The 14,566-nt window shown below is 61.5% G+C and carries 16 protein-coding genes; 10 read left to right on the forward strand and 6 right to left on the reverse strand.

What is annotated here, in order from left to right; genetic code table 11:
• The first annotated feature begins 189 nt into the window (after nt 1-189).
• The 3 genes from fliF to visR all read left to right on the forward strand — a co-directional run bounded on the left by fliF (nt 190) and on the right by visR (nt 4,180).
• Nucleotides 190-1,860, forward strand: a complete 1,671-nt coding sequence (gene fliF / locus AC3WWH_RS02840; protein ID WP_058323552.1) for a flagellar basal-body MS-ring/collar protein FliF — start codon at nt 190-192, stop codon at nt 1,858-1,860.
• Between the two features lie 826 nt (nt 1,861-2,686).
• Entirely contained in the window at nt 2,687-3,427 is a 741-nt protein-coding gene (gene visN / locus AC3WWH_RS02845; RefSeq protein WP_058323551.1) for a transcriptional regulator VisN, read from the forward strand.
• Between the two features lie 12 nt (nt 3,428-3,439).
• On the forward strand, nt 3,440-4,180 hold the full coding sequence (visR, locus tag AC3WWH_RS02850) for a transcriptional regulator VisR (RefSeq protein WP_058323550.1): 741 nt from the start codon (nt 3,440-3,442) through the stop codon (nt 4,178-4,180).
• Between the two features lie 56 nt (nt 4,181-4,236).
• Here visR and AC3WWH_RS02855 read toward each other — a convergent pair whose 3' ends face one another.
• The 6 genes from AC3WWH_RS02855 to motA form a co-directional block, all read right to left on the reverse strand.
• Nucleotides 4,237-4,677 carry a BspJ family T4SS effector nucleomodulin gene (locus AC3WWH_RS02855; RefSeq protein ID WP_058323549.1) on the reverse strand — a complete coding sequence of 147 codons (441 nt, stop codon included), beginning with the start codon at nt 4,675-4,677 and terminating at the stop codon, nt 4,237-4,239.
• A gap of 5 nt (nt 4,678-4,682) precedes the next feature.
• Nucleotides 4,683-5,759 (reverse strand): flagellar biosynthesis protein FlhB, encoded by a 1,077-nt coding sequence (flhB, locus tag AC3WWH_RS02860; protein WP_058323548.1) that lies wholly within the window; start codon nt 5,757-5,759, stop codon nt 4,683-4,685.
• 272 nt (nt 5,760-6,031) lie between these two features.
• Nucleotides 6,032-7,063: a flagellar motor switch protein FliG gene (gene fliG / locus AC3WWH_RS02865; protein WP_058323547.1), complete on the reverse strand. Its 1,032-nt coding sequence runs from the start codon at nt 7,061-7,063 to the stop codon at nt 6,032-6,034.
• Between the two features lie 29 nt (nt 7,064-7,092).
• Nucleotides 7,093-7,737, reverse strand: a complete 645-nt coding sequence (gene fliN / locus AC3WWH_RS02870; protein ID WP_082615703.1) for a flagellar motor switch protein FliN — start codon at nt 7,735-7,737, stop codon at nt 7,093-7,095.
• A 24-nt stretch (nt 7,738-7,761) separates the two neighbouring features.
• Entirely contained in the window at nt 7,762-8,706 is a 945-nt protein-coding gene (locus tag AC3WWH_RS02875) for a FliM/FliN family flagellar motor switch protein (RefSeq protein WP_057248204.1), read from the reverse strand.
• A gap of 4 nt (nt 8,707-8,710) precedes the next feature.
• The gene (gene motA / locus AC3WWH_RS02880; protein ID WP_057248205.1) at nt 8,711-9,589 is read right to left on the reverse strand and encodes a flagellar motor stator protein MotA; all 879 of its coding nucleotides are present in this window, start codon (nt 9,587-9,589) and stop codon (nt 8,711-8,713) included.
• Between the two features lie 184 nt (nt 9,590-9,773).
• Between motA and AC3WWH_RS02885 the strand changes: the two genes are divergently transcribed.
• The 7 genes from AC3WWH_RS02885 to fliE all read left to right on the forward strand — a co-directional run bounded on the left by AC3WWH_RS02885 (nt 9,774) and on the right by fliE (nt 14,561).
• The gene (locus AC3WWH_RS02885; RefSeq protein ID WP_058323700.1) at nt 9,774-10,553 is read left to right on the forward strand and encodes a DUF1217 domain-containing protein; all 780 of its coding nucleotides are present in this window, start codon (nt 9,774-9,776) and stop codon (nt 10,551-10,553) included.
• 2 nt (nt 10,554-10,555) lie between these two features.
• Nucleotides 10,556-11,281 (forward strand): flagellar basal-body rod protein FlgF, encoded by a 726-nt coding sequence (gene flgF, locus AC3WWH_RS02890; protein WP_058323546.1) that lies wholly within the window; start codon nt 10,556-10,558, stop codon nt 11,279-11,281.
• Between the two features lie 18 nt (nt 11,282-11,299).
• Complete coding sequence (gene fliI / locus AC3WWH_RS02895; RefSeq protein WP_058323545.1) at nt 11,300-12,691, forward strand: flagellar protein export ATPase FliI; 1,392 nt, start codon at nt 11,300-11,302, stop codon at nt 12,689-12,691.
• Nucleotides 12,691-13,248: a hypothetical protein gene (locus AC3WWH_RS02900; RefSeq protein WP_058323544.1), complete on the forward strand. Its 558-nt coding sequence runs from the start codon at nt 12,691-12,693 to the stop codon at nt 13,246-13,248. The genes fliI and AC3WWH_RS02900 overlap by 1 nt, the downstream gene beginning before the upstream one ends.
• A gap of 166 nt (nt 13,249-13,414) precedes the next feature.
• Entirely contained in the window at nt 13,415-13,795 is a 381-nt protein-coding gene (flgB, locus tag AC3WWH_RS02905) for a flagellar basal body rod protein FlgB (protein ID WP_057248268.1), read from the forward strand.
• Nucleotides 13,796-13,800: 5 nt separating this feature from the next.
• On the forward strand, nt 13,801-14,220 hold the full coding sequence (gene flgC / locus AC3WWH_RS02910) for a flagellar basal body rod protein FlgC (protein WP_057248209.1): 420 nt from the start codon (nt 13,801-13,803) through the stop codon (nt 14,218-14,220).
• Nucleotides 14,220-14,561, forward strand: a complete 342-nt coding sequence (gene fliE / locus AC3WWH_RS02915; protein ID WP_057248210.1) for a flagellar hook-basal body complex protein FliE — start codon at nt 14,220-14,222, stop codon at nt 14,559-14,561. The genes flgC and fliE overlap by 1 nt, the downstream gene beginning before the upstream one ends.
• The last annotated feature ends 5 nt before the right edge of the window (nt 14,562-14,566 follow it).

Raw genomic sequence — 14,566 nt, forward strand, 5'->3', positions numbered from 1 at the left:
TCTGAGCCGATCAAGCCAATTTCGCGCAAGTTTCGTTTCCTACGGTCCCGATCGGGGCTGGTAGATTCGCGCGCATTGGAAGTCGATACAAAGCATGCCGATACCCAGCAAACCCGAATGTTGGAACTGCGCAGGGCGCTCGGCCGATGACCGGCCTGAAAGCTCTGCGATACTGGGTGCGGAAACAGAATGAGTCTGTTGGATCAACTTTCGACGGTCACGAAGAACCTGAGCAATCTCGGGCAGGGCAAGCTGATCGCGCTGGCGGCAGCCGGCATGGTCGCGGTCGGCCTGGTGCTCGGGGCGGGCATTTACGTCAACAGACCCTCGTTCGAAACGCTCTATGTCGGGCTCGAACGCAGCGATGTCACCCAGATCAGCATCGCGCTGGCTGAGGCCAATATCGATTTCAATGTCGGCTCCGATGGCGCCAGCCTCCAGGTTCCCGTCGGCATGACGAGCAAGGCGCGCCTCCTGCTCGCCGAGCGTGGCCTGCCGAGCAGTGCCAATGCCGGTTACGAACTCTTCGACAATGTCGGTTCGCTCGGCCTCACCTCCTTCATGCAGGAAGTGACGCGGGTGCGTGCCCTCGAAGGCGAAATCGGCCGTACCATCCAGCAGATTTCCGGCATCGCCGCCGCCCGCGTCCACATCGTGATGCCGGAACGCGGCAGCTTCCGCAAGGCGGACCAGAACCCCACAGCCTCGGTCATGATCCGCGCCAGCGCCACCGTCGGCCGCAGCGCCGCTGCCTCGATCCGCCATCTCGTCGCCTCTTCCGTACCGGGGCTCGACGTCGATGACGTGACCGTGCTTGATTCGACCGGACAGTTGCTCGCCTCCGGCGACGATCCGGCCAACAGCGCTCTCAACCAGTCGCTCGGCGTCGTCCAGAATGTGCAGACCGAGCTCGAGAAGAAGATCGACAACGCGCTGGCGCCCTTCCTCGGAATGGACAATTTCCGTTCGAGTGTCACCGCGCGGCTGAACACCGATACCCAGCAGATCCAGGAAACGGTCTTCGATCCGGAATCGCGGGTTGAACGCTCCACGCGCGTGACCAAGGAAGAGCAGAAGTCCAGCCAGCAGCAGCCGGACAATGCCGCCACCGTCCAGCAGAACATTCCTCAGGCTGCCCCGAGCGGCGGCGCCGGCCCGAAGTCGAGCGACGAGGCCGAGAAGAAGGAAGAGCAGACCAACTACGAGATCAACAGCAAGACGATTGCTACCGTCAAGAACAGCTACACGATCGAACGCCTCTCCATTGCCGTCGTCGTCAACCGTGGCCGACTGGCCGCGATGGTCGGCGAGCCGGCCGACCAGGCGAAGATCGACGCCTATCTGCAGGACATGCAGAAGATCGTCGCTTCCGCTGCCGGTCTTGATACGAACCGCGGCGACGTCGTGACCCTGACCGCCATGGACTTCGTCGAAACGCAATTGCTCGATCAGGCCGTCGCTGGCCCCGGCGTGATGGAAACGCTGACCCGCAATCTCGGCGGCATCATCAATGCCCTTGCCTTTATCGTGGTGGCCGCTCTGGTCGTCTGGGGCATGCGGCCGCTCGCCCGTCAGCTCGGGTTCGGCAGCACTGCCGGCCAGCTGGAAGGCGAAGCCGCCGGTCTCGAACTGCCCGACTTCTCTCCGGCCAATGCCGGTGCCGGCGGGGCGCTCATGGAAGGCTTCGGGTCGGACTTCGGTTTCGACAGCACCGACGACCTGCTCAATATGGGCGAAGACGGTGGCTTCAACCGCCGCGTCAAGGAGGGCCCGGAAAGGCGCCTGGCCCGGATGGTCGAGATCAGCGAAGAACGCGCGGCGAAAATCCTGCGCAAATGGGCCCTCGACAAGGCCGCCTGATATCGCCGCAGCCCTGCCGCAATCAAACAGATCCCGCCCTTGTGGTGGGATTTGTCTTTGTGGCGTCGCTCCCGCATGTCAGGCGGCGTCGTCTATGTTCGGGCCAAATATTGTGAGAGTCCGGGCGCGTCCGCCGCCACTGCCGCAAATTTGCTTCAAGTTTCGAAGTGAGGCCGCTGAGTCCTGTGGGAGCCGAGAATGGTAATATTTTAACGATATCTTAATTTATAGATTCGTCGCGCGCGCATGGCGTGCATTCGGTGCGGTCATCTACTATACCGGATTCCAGCTATACATAGTCAAACTGAAATATAACTTCGCATGCACTCAGATTTATTCTGAAAGTTCACAATTTATATATCGGTAAAATGAGAAGAGCCTGAAAAACTCCTGATGCATTTCAGCCACAGCTGTGAAAACAAAGTATAATTTCTTCAGGTTCTAATTTTCGAATTTCGGCAATAAGCGCCCGTTTGTTGGGCAAAACCACGCCAATAGCGCTGTCCAGGATCGCGGCTGACGCGCGGGAACGGCAGGTTTTCAAGTAGAAATGCGTTGTCTATCAATGTGTTGTGCCTTGGCAAAGGCGATGAACGTCATTGGGCAGAACAGGCGAGGCCTATCTGGGTCGAATCGGTCTATGCACAGGATGTGAAGTAAATAGCCAGAACAGGGCGGTGGTATTTTTCTCGTGCCGATGTACATTTTTAACAGTTGATTCGCGTCCTGATCTGCGACTGGTGGTAATATTCGGCTTCGGCCGGCTGTTGGCGGCGACAGTGCAAGTGCAGTTCCGGGATGTGAATCCGGCACGGGGGCTGAACTCATGGACATTTCGCAAGCAGACATTGCTGTCTGGCCTTTGCCGACGGCACCGACACGTGCACGCGGCGGCGGTTTCTCGCGCGAACAACTTTTGCGAAGGCTGGGGGAAGTCGCCGGTCGGGGCGGTCTTGGCAGCGGTCTGTCGGCGCTGACCGAATATGTCGGCGCGAGCCACTATCTTCTGGCGCGCTATGACATCTCGCAGGACAACGGGCTCGACTTCGTGGTCTGTTCCGATTGGCCCTTCGACGTGGTGCGGCGCCTCTCCGGCGTCGTCACGTCGCTCCACGCCAAGACGACCGAGCTTGAAAAATGCCTGGCGGTGCTGCAGCCGTGTTTCTACGCGCTGCCCGATGACATCGACCTGCCGCGCGGTATCAGCCGCGAATATTGTGCGGTCACCTTCAACGTCGGACGGCTGCGCTTCTCGCTGATGCTGCTCATGCCGGAAGACGTGATCCTGTCGCAGGAGAGCCTGCGGGACGTCACGCTGCTTGCGGGTTACCTCGCAAGCTTCACGACGCGCGCCGAAGTCCGGCACGATCGAGACTTCGAGTTGACGGAGCGCGAGCTCGAATGCCTCTTCTGGATCGCCGAGGGCAAAACCAGCGAAGAGATCGCGGTGATCCTCGGAATTTCGCGCAACACCATCAACAACTACATCACCAGCGTCATGCGCAAGACCGCGACCAGGACGCGATCGGAAGCGATAGCTTACGCGGTGCGCAACAATCTTGTGTGAGGAACGGGCGCGATGACGCATTTTCTCGGTGGTGGGCGGATCGACGACGACCACAAGCTCGCCCGGCAGGGCAACCGCGCCGCACGTGCCGCAACCCTGGTCACGCGTCTGCAAGCGATGCAGCGGCAGATCAATGCCAAGCATTTCGCCGTGCTGCGCCTCAGCGGTAAAGGCACGGCCCGAAAGCTGACCTGCGTCCTCGACAACTGGGGCCTTACGGCCGAAGCGAACGCGCATGATCTCATCACCGCCTATGGCGAGGAACTGATTGCCCATCTCGATCAATCCCTGCTGCCGGTGCTTTGGAACGGGGCAGGGGAGCATCAGGCAGCGGAAGTCTCGGAACTCGCGCCCTTTGCGTATCGGTTGAAAGTGCGCAAGCTTGCCTATTCGGGCATAGCCTTTCCTGTCAGGCTCGGCGCCCAGGGCAACGGCTACGTCATCTTCGCCGGCAGCTACATCGATGCCTCGACCGAACAGGTGGTGGATCTGCATGGTCGCAGTTGCATGATCATGACCGACCTGCTGGCCGCCGATGAAAAGCGCATGGCGCCGGCCGAAACCTTGAGTGACCGCGAGATCGCCTGCCTGCAGATGGCGGGCGACGGCCATATCAGCGAAGAGATTGCCGAGCGCATGGGCCTCTCCGTCCATACGGTCAACGCCTATCTGGGCGCTGCGACCACCAAGCTCGATTCGGTCAACCGCATCCAGGCGATCGCCAAGGCGATCCGCCTTGGCTACATCAGCTAAGCGCATTCAGCGCCGGCGCCTTCTGCAGAATACAGGTGCGCGCATGCGCGGTTCTTTTAGCTTGCGAGCGGCAGTTCGTAGGATTTGATGAATTTTGCGTCCGCCAGGCTCCGCGCCAGGAAGGCCGTGTTCTCGTCCGGGTCGGCCGACGGGTTCTGGAAGCTGATATGGCTGATCTCGATGCCGGCCGTCTCGTTGCCGAGGGACAGGCGGACATAGATGGTGATACCGCGGGGCTTAAGCTCCAGGTCGAGAACGATTTCCGGCTCGCAATCCCAATCGAGATTGTAGTTGCCGCCGAGACCGAAGTTGACCGTACCGGGCAGAAAGTAAAGTTCTGCCGCGGATTCGACGAGATCGGCGAGGCTGGCGTAGGATTCGAACCGCAAGAGGGCGATGAAATCGGCGGCGTCGATGAGCCGCAGTTCGGTCGCCACAGGGCGGATTGCTTCAGCTACGATCTGTTCCCGCTTCTCGGAGAATTCGCACTTTTTCATCGGAGTTATGTCATCCGTTTTGGTTGCGACGCATGCACCCTGTGAATGAGCTCGGCAACAGCCTTGTAAAACACGGGTGGAATCACACTATCGACCGAGACTTGTGCAAACATGGAGCGTGCAAGTGGCGGATCCTCGAAGACGGGGATGCCATTTTTCTCTGCAATTTCACGGATTTTCAGGGCAACCAGGTCCTGGCCCATCGCCACGACGATGGGCGCGTCGCTTTCCTCGCGGACATAACGCAACGCGACCGCGTAGTGAGTCGGGTTGGCGATCACCAGCGTGGCACGCGGTACGGACGAGATCATCCGCTTGCGCGCCCGGTCACGCTGCATCGAACGCAGGCGCGACTTGACGATCGGGTCGCCCTGGGCCTGCTTCATTTCCTCCTTCACTTCCTGCTTGGTCATCATCAGTTCGGTGTACCAATGGTGCCGTGACCAGAAGAGGTCGGCGATCGCCAGAACCGCGGTCGCAAACAGGATGACGATCATGATCTCGTTGAGATCGTTCGCCATGGTCGAAAACATCGTGACCGGGTCCGAAAACATCAGGTCGAGCGTCGCGAAGTAGTTGTTCCACAGCACCAGCACGACGACGACGGAGACGATGATGATCTTGAACAGCGACTTGCCGAACTCGACCAGTCCCTGCACGCCGAAGATGCGCTTGAGCCCGCCCATCGGCGAAATGCGGTTCAGCTTCGGCTGGACGCGGTCGAGAACCGGCCGCGGCAGGTTCTGGAAGATCGAGGAGCCGACACCGAAGAGGATGAGCAGCACGAAGGCCGGAACGACCAGCGCGGTCGATTTCCATGCGAGATGGGTGATGAGCGCCACCACGTCGGTCGAATTTTCCAGCCGCCAGGCTTCCGGCTGCTCGAAGATGTCCTTGAGGGCCTCGGCCATGGTGCTGACGCCGTCGGCAAGGAAGAAGACGAAGAAGATGTAGATCGCGAGCGTCGAGGCGAACATCGTCGCCTCGCGGGAGAAGGGCACGTTACCCTTCTCGGCAGCGTCGGAGATCTTCTTCTCTGACGGGGCCTCTGTTTTGCTGTCTTTATCCTGATCATCAGACATGAAGCAGGAAGGCTCCGGTTACATCTGGGCAGCGTCGATCGCGTTTTCTGCAGCGCCGTGCGTCTGTTAAGAGGCGCAAAGGTCGTTGCAACGCGTCGAGCTGCTGCGTGCTCCTCAAATCGAGGCCGATCCAAGGAAAATGCAGTAGTGTACCCGGAAGGCTGGGCAGGCAAGCGTTGAGCCCCGGCATTCGCCAGGGCTCAACAGGAAATACGGTGAGGAGGGGCGCGCCAGCCGTCCGCTCGACGGGCCCATGCGGCGCGCCTACCCGATCAGGCCGCCTGCGCGTCCTTGTCCTTGAGCTCGAGCTGGCCGCTGGCCGCCAGGCGAATGGCTTCCTGGGTGATCGAGCGCCGTGCGATCGCGATGTCGCGCGGGTTGATGCCGGCATCGCCCATGGCGAGATCGGATTCGATCATGCGGCGCTGGCGTGCGCCGATCGAGGCAAGTACCGATTCGCGCAGTTCTCCCGTCGATCCGCGCAACGCCATCGTGATGATGTCCGTCGACACGTCGTTGAAGAGCTGTACGCGGCTGCGCTGCGGCATGTAGAGCACGTCGTCGAAGAGGAAGATCTTCGGGCGCACCTTGTTGGCGGAAGCGGTGCTGAGCGATTCGAGCGACGCGAGCAGGGTGTCCACCTGCGGCTTGTCGAGTTCGTTCATGACCTCGGCGATCTTGGCCGGGCCGGCCGAATTGCGTTCTGCTTCCATCTCGCCGATCATTTCCATGACGCGCTTCTCGATGATCGCGGCGGCTTTCGCGTTGACTTCCTTCATGTTGACGGCGCGCTTCAGGATGTCCGGCCGCTGCTCTTCGGAAAGCTGCAGCAGCACCTTGGCGCCGAAGCCCGAAGGCATCATCGACAAAACGTATGCGATCGTCTGCGGATGTTCCTTGGCAAGCTGTACCGATACGGCGACCGGGTCGCATTCCTGCAGGCGATCCCAGATGCTGGCCTCGTAGGACTGGAAAGTGGCGCGGCGGCCGAGCAGGCCGTCGACCTCGTCCGGGGTCAGGCCTTCTTCGAGGATGCTTTCAATCGCCTTGGCATTGTCCATCAGCCCGGCGCCCTCGGTGAAGAGGTCTTCGAACTCGTTGACGAGTGCTTCCAGCTCATGCGGCGGAATGGCGCGCAGCGACTGCGCCGCGGCGATGATCGACTGCAACTCGCTCTGGGTGAAGAACTTCAAGAGCTTGCTTGCGACGCCCTTGCCCATGGCAAGCAGGACGGCCGCCGCCTTGTCCGTCTGGCTCAGCGGCCTTGATAGCGCCTGAGCCTCGAAACTTTCGAAATCCATCATGGATTCATCCTTCGCCCGATCATCGGGTTTTATGACTTCTTGCTGCCCTTGATCTCGATGAGTTTGACGCCGAATCGGGTGTCATCGCCTTCGAGAACGGTAATTTCGCCGCGGCCGATCACCCGGCCGTTGACCATGATCTCGACCGGCTCTCCGATCCGGCGATCCAGCGCGATCGTTGCACCTTCGCTCAAGTTCATGAGACCGGACACCTGCATGCGGCTTGTGCCGAGCACGATCTGGACGTCGATCGGGATATCCATGATCAGGTCGAGGTTGGCCGTCATGCCGCTGCCGGGCGGCGCGTCGATCGCAGCGTCAGCGCTGTCGAAGGACGTCGCACCGAAATCCGTGCCGCCGAAATCGCTCGAAACGGAACCGCCGCCGAGGTCGGCGCCGAAGTCGCTGGAGCCGAAATCGCCGCCGAACGCGTCGAGGCCGCCGGCCGGTGCGCCGAAGTCGCTACCGAAGTCGGTTGCGGCGCCAGCGGGTTCGCTGCCGAAATCCGAGCCGAAGGCTGCCGGCGCATCCGAATCCTGCTTGAGGACACCGCGCAGGTCATTGATCGCCTGGTCGAGTTCCATGTCTCCGACAGCGGCTTCTGCCTGTTCGTTGATGGGTGCTTTCTTGGGTGCCATGTGAGAACTATTCCAGTTGAAGCTTGCCTCAGGCATGCTGCGAGCGCGCGGCAGGCCGATTTAACTCATGATGTGGCGAAGGATGTCCTGCTCGGAGCCGTGGGTATCCTTGACCCGAACCGTGTATTTCGATCCCGATCGTCCGAATTCGCAGACATAGAGGTCGCGACCATTGGCGTTGACGTCGACGCGAACGTCCTGGGCGTCGTGGAAGGGAATGACGTCGCCCGCCTGCAGCCGGCTGATCGTTTCGAGCGTCAGGCTTTCGAGCCGGATGCGCGCCTCGATCGTGACGGCAGAGCGGCGAACCTGTTCTTCGAGCTGCTCGGTCCATTCGGCCTTCGCCTTGCGCTGCTGGCCGCTGCCCTTCGGGAAGACGATGGTGGTCTTCAGGAGCACGCTCTGCGGGACGATGACGGAGAAGGTGGACATGACCGGGCCGAAGCCGATCGTCATGTCGATGGCGCCCGCATGGATGTCCTCGATCATGGGATCGGGCTTGGGGCGCGATGCGCTGTTGAGCGGACGTTCGACGATCGCTTCGAAACCGCCCGGCGCGTTGACGGCGGTGCGCAACACGTCGGCGATCTTTTCGAAAAGCGGCACGGCGACGTCGATCTCGATCTGGGAGAGCGCACGCGGCTGCGGCTCTTCGATCCCGGCCGGCTCGGCGCCGAGCAGCGCCTCGACGAGGGTGATGATGATCGGGCTGTCGCAGCCGATCTGGAAATCCGCGCACCAGTTGCGCAAGGACACGTCACTGATCACCACGCCGGTACCTAGGCCGGCGATCAGCTCCCGCCGCAGCCCCGTCCGGAAACCGGCATAGCCGATCGTGACGTCAAGACCCGTTTCCGCCCGGCAGATGTCGGGCAGGAACTCACTGAAGACCTGGCCGAGTTCGAGTGCCAGCCGGCCGATCACCCTGTCGTCGCCGAGCGCGCCGGTCATGCGCGCCAGGAGTTTCCGGTCGAATGCGTGAACGTTGGATGTTGCGGAATTCATGGGATCAAGCCGCCTTGCTTTCGCCGCCGCCGCCGGGGTTCATCATTTCCTGCTCGACCGCGTCGATCGACGGACGCTCATAGGCCGAGATGGTCTTGCGGCCGTATTCGAGAGCGACCTGCGGTACCGAGCCGTTCATGTAGGCAAGCAGCGTTTGCTTGACGATGATGTAGAGGCGGTTCTGCTTCTCGCGCACCGATTTGATGTTGGCGACCAGCGGCGCGACGATCGAATAGGACAGGAACACGCCAAGCAGCGTGCCGACGAGTGCGGCTGCGATCTTGGCACCGAGAACTTCCGGCGCCTCGCTGATCGCGCCCATCGCCTTGATGACGCCGAGAACCGCCGCGACGATACCGATCGCCGGGAAGGCGTCGCCCATCGTGTTCAGCGCGTGATAGCACTTCATCTTGTCGTGGGTGATGGTCTGGATTTCTTCGTCCATCAGCGCTTCGATCTCGTGCGATCGGGCGTTGCCGATGATGATCAGACGTACGTAATCGCAGATGAAGGCGGTCAGTTCCTTGTTCTTCAGAACCGTCGGCGCTGCCTGGAAGATCGAGGATTCTTCCGGGTTGTCGATGTGGCTTTCGATCTCGTTGCGCGACTTGGTGCGCAGATCCCGCATCAGCGAATAGAGAACGCCGAGCGTGTCGAGATATTCGCGCTCCTTCGGCACCTTGTGGCGAAAGGCTTCGCCGAGCGCCTTGCCGGTATCCTTAACCACCTTCATCGAGTTGGCCATGATGAAGCCGCCGATGCCGGCGCCGCCGATGATCAGCAGTTCGAAAGGCTGGTTGAGGACCTCCATGTGGCCGCCCATGGCCAGATAGCCGCCGAGAATACAGCCGAACGTCACAAGAAGCCCGATGATGATGTTCATTTTCGATACCTGTCGCGATCCTATTTTCCGCTAACGGGATACGGTTTCATCCTTGCGTGAGGCTGGCCGGCGCGGGCGATGGGGGTCATTCATCGGAACAGGTTCGCGCAAGGCTATCCGGTCAGGATTTGTCAAGGCAGGGCGCATGCTCTGTCTGTGTCATTCCGGCAGGGGCGAACCGATCGTGACCACGACCTACACGAGCTACAAGCTGATAACGGCCGACTTGACGAAGTCGCTGGCCCGCGTTGCCGAGCAGCCGGATGTGGCGCGCGAGACGGAGTACTACCTGTCGAAGATCGGCGACGTCAAAACGATCGACGATTTCTTTGCCGATACCAGGCTCTACAACTACGCGATGAAGGCTCACGGTCTCGAAGACATGGCCTATGCCAAGGCTTTCATGCGCAAGGTGCTGACCGAAGGCATCGACAAGGACGACGCCTTTGCCAACAAGCTGACCGACAACCGCTACAAGCAGCTCGTCGAATCGCTGAACTTCGCCGCCCACGGCGCGGCCGCCACATCCTTCGACCGTGCCCAGAAGGGCGTCGCCGACAAATATGCTCGCCAGACGCTGGAGCAGAACGCCGGTGAGGAAAATGCCGGCGTGCGGCTTGCCCTCTATTTTTCGCGCATGGCGCCGACGATCAGCAGTGGCTACGCCATCATCGCCGACGAGGCGCTCGCCCAGGTGGTGCGCACCGCGTTGCAATTGCCCGACGAATTCGCGGCAACCAATGTCGATCGTCAGGCCGAGGTCTATGAAGCGGCGATCGATTTCAAGGATTTCCAGAACCCGGGCAAGGTGACCGAGTTTCTCGACCGGTTCACGGCGCTCTGGGAAACCAAAAATTCAACGGACGGTTATGATCCGCTCGCAGTCTTCGGCTCTTCGAGCGGCTACGGCATTTCTTCCGATCTTCTCCTGTCCATCAACAGCCTGAAACTCGGGGGAAATTGAACGTGCAAACCGGTCTTTACGTCGCGATTTCGTCGCAGATGGCGCTCGAGAAGCGCCTCAACACTCTTGCCGACAATATCGCGAACTCCGGCACCGTCGGTTTCCGTGGCACCGAGGTAAAGTTCAATCAGATGCTCGGCGACACCAAGCCGACCAAGGTTGCCTATGTCAGCAAGGGCGAGGAGTTCCTGAACACCAACAACGGCTCGCTGTCGCGCACGGGCTCGGCTCTCGACTTTGCGATCAAGGGCGATGCCTGGTTCCAGATCGAGACGCCATCCGGCCCGGCGCTGACGCGCGACGGGCGTTTCACGCTCACCGATACCGGCGAACTCGTCACCATCCGTGGCTATCCGGTGCTCGACGCCGGCGGAGCGCCGATCCAGCTCAACGGCAGCGGCGGCGAGATCACCGTCGGCGCCGATGGCGCGATCCATCAGAACGGCGTGGCTGTCGCCTCGCTCGGTCTCTATGAGGCAGATTTCAGCAAGGGTTTCATGCGCCTCGACAACAGCGCTGTTCAGCCGACGGCACAGGCCTCGCCGGTGGTCGATCGCTTCGACGTCGGCGTGATGCAGGGCTTCGTCGAGGAATCCAACGTCAATGCCATCCAGGAAATGTCGCAGCTGATCATGGTCACGCGCGCCTTCGACAACATCACTGGCCTGTTGCGTGACAGCGAGGGATCGCTCGAAGAAGCGGTCAAGACGCTCGGCGGCAGTCGCTAATTTCTGACGGGTACCGGCATGCAACGCGAAGGCCTGAAGACAAGCGCGGGATCGACCTCTCTGGCAGCACTTGCCGGTCTGGTCGAGCGCTACGCAAAGCCCGAATTCTCGATCGCTCCGGGCGGACACGTGCAGACGATTTCGCCCGGTCACTACACGGTGACCGGTCTGTCGCGGCATGTGCGGCTCGGTGATTTCGTCGCCCACAAGAGTGTCACCGGAACGCATCTCGGCGAGGTGGTGCGGGTCGAACCGGAGCGGGTGGTCGTCTGCCCGATCGAACCCGGCGATCCGATAGGCATCCATGACACCGTGATCCGCAAAGGTGCCTTCCGCGTCGCTCCGACCGATCAATGGTGCGGCCGTGCCATCAATGCGCTCGGCGAGCCGATCGATGGTCTCGGGCCGCTGCTGCAGGGCGATGTGCGCCGCTCGATCTCCAACACCGCGCCGCCGTCGATGAGCCGCAAGCGGGTCGAGAAGGGCTTTCTCACCGGGGTCAGGGCGATCGACATCTTTTCGCCCCTCTGCCTCGGCCAGCGTCTCGGCATCTTCGCCGGCTCCGGCGTCGGCAAGTCGACGCTGCTCTCCATGCTGGCGCGCGCAGACGCCTTCGACAAGGTGGTGATCGCGCTCGTCGGCGAGCGCGGCCGCGAAGTGCGCGAATTCATCGAGGATACGCTTGGCGACAATCTCGCAAAGTCGGTCGCGGTAGTGGCAACCAGCGACGAAAGCCCGATGCTGCGCAAGATGGCGCCACTGACCGCCGTCACCATCGCCGAGCACTATCGCGACAATGGCGACAACGTGCTGCTGATCGTCGACAGCGTCACCCGTTTCGCACACGCGATCCGCGAAGTGGCGACGGCTTCCGGCGAGCCGCCGATCGCGCGCGGTTACCCGGCCTCCGTTTTCACAGAACTGCCGCGTCTGCTCGAGCGTGCCGGACCCGGCACCGAAGGCTCGGGCACGATCACGGCGATCATCTCCATTCTCGTCGACGGTGACAACCATAACGACCCGGTCGCCGACTCCACGCGCGGCATCCTCGATGGCCACATCGTGCTCGAACGCAGCCTTGCGGAAGAGGGACGTTATCCGCCGATCAATCCGCTCGCCTCCATCTCGCGCCTGGCGCGCAAGGCTTGGACTCCCGACCAGGAAAAGCTGGTGTCGCGGTTGAAGGCGCTGATCCACCGCTTCGAGGAAACCCGCGATCTTCGCCTGATCGGCGGCTACCGCCCCGGTGGCGATCCCGACCTCGACATGGCGATCAAGCAGGTGCCGGTTATCTACGACGTGCTGACGCAGACCGCCGGTGAGCGCCCGGCGCAGGACGCCTTTGCCGATCTCGCCAATGCATTGAAGGCGGCGGCGATGGGTAATCAACCGGGCGCGAGAGCGAGGTGATGGCGGTGACCGATTACGATGCGGACGAAATGGTTCATCAGCGCAAGCGAAGCAGCCGCATGCCGATGACCGACAAGTTCCTGGCCGCGACGGGCGTCGCGCTTGCCGCGTTTGCGACTTTCTTTCCCTGGTACGCCTTCTTCCACCAGGACAAGTTCACCATGCCGCCGCTCTGGCAGGGTTCCACCCGCGATCTGCCGGAGCGCGCCGCCCGCAACGTCGTCTCGGTTTCGCCGCTGGCGATGCCCGACGCGGACGGCGAGACCATGGCTGCAATCGACCAGCTGACGACGGCGACCGTGCCCGGCATCGCCGGCGGTCCGGGTCCCGAGGGGACCGCGGCGGAAGAGGGGCTGTCACAGCCCTTTCCGGGCAAGTCCGGCTTCAAGCTGATGCATGTCGCCAATGGCCGGGCGCTGATCGAGGATGCGAGCGGCATGTATATCGTGCGCATCGGCTCCGTCCTGCCTGACAACACCCGGCTTGCCACGCTCGAGCAGCGCGACGGCCATTGGGTGATGGTCACCTCGTCAGGCGAAGTCTACCAGGCCAACTGATTTAGCAGCCCATCGTCAGAGTTGATGGTCGCGCATCGCTTCGGATGCGCGGCGCGCTGCTGTTCGCCCGAAGCGGAATGCAAGCGTCCGGACCGCAGCGACCTCCGACGAAAGTCCCACGCAAGATTACCGGCCTAGGTTCGCATCACCAAGCATGGAGCTTTTGATGCAACCGATTCAGCTTTTCGAACTCGCGTCCCGGCAGGCCCAGTGGCTGACCGTTCGCCAGAACGTGGTGGCCGGCAACATCGCCAATGCGAACACGCCGCATTACAAGGCGAAGGACGTCAAGCCGTTCGAAAGCGTGCTGCAGGATACCGGCATGCAGATGGCCGCGACCCACAAGGCGCATTTTACCGAAGGCCTCGAAGCCTCGCAGGTTGCCGAAGTCGGCATGGTCGACGGTGTGCAGATCCAGCAGTCCGGCAATAGCGTCGCGATCGAGCAGGAAATGATGAAGACCGGCGAGATCAAGCGCGACTACGAGCTCAGCGCCGGGCTTGTGAAGGCGTTTCACCGCATGATGCTGATGACGGTACGGAAGTAAGAACCATGGATCCATTGACCTCAGCCCTCAAGGTATCGGCTTCCGGCCTCCAGGCGGAATCGACCCGTCTGCGTATCGTCTCCGAAAACATCGCCAACGCCCGCTCGACCGGCGACACGCCGGGTTCGGAACCCTACCGCCGCAAGACCATCAGCTTTGCTGCCGAAGTCGACCGGGCAAGCGGCGCCTCGCTTGTCGAGATCGAACGGCAAGGCACGGATGATTCGGACTACAACATCGAGTTCGATCCGGGCAATCCGGCGGCCGACGAGAAGGGCATGGTCAAGATGCCGAACGTGAACATCCTGGTTGAGATGGCCGACATGCGCGAAGCCAACCGCGCTTACGAGGCCAATCTCCAGACCATCAAGCAGTCCCGCGATCTGATTTCCCAGACAATCGACCTGTTGAGAGCCTCGCAATAATGATCGATGCAGTCAAATCCCTCGGCGCGTTCTCGGTCACCAAAGAGACCGACGGTACCCGTTCCACATCCTCCTCGTCGTCGATCTTCGGCATGCCGGCCGCCACGCCGGGCGTGCCGCAGGGGCAAAGCTTCGCCTCGGTCCTCGGGGATATGGCGACCGACACAATCAACGCGATGAAAAAGGCCGAGGGCGCATCGCTCGACGGCATCCGCGGTCAGGCAAACACCCGTGAAGTTGTCGATGCTGTCATGAACGCCGAACAGTCGCTCCAGACAGCACTCGCCATCCGCGACAAGGTGGTCACCGCCTACCTCGAAATCGCGCGCATGCAGATCTGAAGGAA

The organism is Ensifer sp. EB106-03-01-XG145, from assembly GCF_058792075.1.

What these genes read in the sequence shown, in the direction of transcription:
- AC3WWH_RS02900 (WP_058323544.1), top strand. Translation starts at nt 12,691, where the DNA reads ATGGCGGTGACCGATTACGATGCGGACGAAATGGTTCATCAGCGCAAG.
- fliN (WP_082615703.1), bottom strand. Translation starts at nt 7,737, where the DNA reads ATGCCTGAGGCAAGCTTCAACTGGAATAGTTCTCACATGGCACCCAAG.
- flgC (WP_057248209.1), top strand. Translation starts at nt 13,801, where the DNA reads ATGGATCCATTGACCTCAGCCCTCAAGGTATCGGCTTCCGGCCTCCAG.
- flgB (WP_057248268.1), top strand. Translation starts at nt 13,415, where the DNA reads ATGCAACCGATTCAGCTTTTCGAACTCGCGTCCCGGCAGGCCCAGTGG.
- fliE (WP_057248210.1), top strand. Translation starts at nt 14,220, where the DNA reads ATGATCGATGCAGTCAAATCCCTCGGCGCGTTCTCGGTCACCAAAGAG.
- visR (WP_058323550.1), top strand. Translation starts at nt 3,440, where the DNA reads ATGACGCATTTTCTCGGTGGTGGGCGGATCGACGACGACCACAAGCTC.
- flhB (WP_058323548.1), bottom strand. Translation starts at nt 5,759, where the DNA reads ATGTCTGATGATCAGGATAAAGACAGCAAAACAGAGGCCCCGTCAGAG.
- fliF (WP_058323552.1), top strand. Translation starts at nt 190, where the DNA reads ATGAGTCTGTTGGATCAACTTTCGACGGTCACGAAGAACCTGAGCAAT.
- AC3WWH_RS02855 (WP_058323549.1), bottom strand. Translation starts at nt 4,677, where the DNA reads ATGAAAAAGTGCGAATTCTCCGAGAAGCGGGAACAGATCGTAGCTGAA.
- AC3WWH_RS02875 (WP_057248204.1), bottom strand. Translation starts at nt 8,706, where the DNA reads ATGAATTCCGCAACATCCAACGTTCACGCATTCGACCGGAAACTCCTG.
- visN (WP_058323551.1), top strand. Translation starts at nt 2,687, where the DNA reads ATGGACATTTCGCAAGCAGACATTGCTGTCTGGCCTTTGCCGACGGCA.
- fliG (WP_058323547.1), bottom strand. Translation starts at nt 7,063, where the DNA reads ATGATGGATTTCGAAAGTTTCGAGGCTCAGGCGCTATCAAGGCCGCTG.
- fliI (WP_058323545.1), top strand. Translation starts at nt 11,300, where the DNA reads ATGCAACGCGAAGGCCTGAAGACAAGCGCGGGATCGACCTCTCTGGCA.
- motA (WP_057248205.1), bottom strand. Translation starts at nt 9,589, where the DNA reads ATGAACATCATCATCGGGCTTCTTGTGACGTTCGGCTGTATTCTCGGC.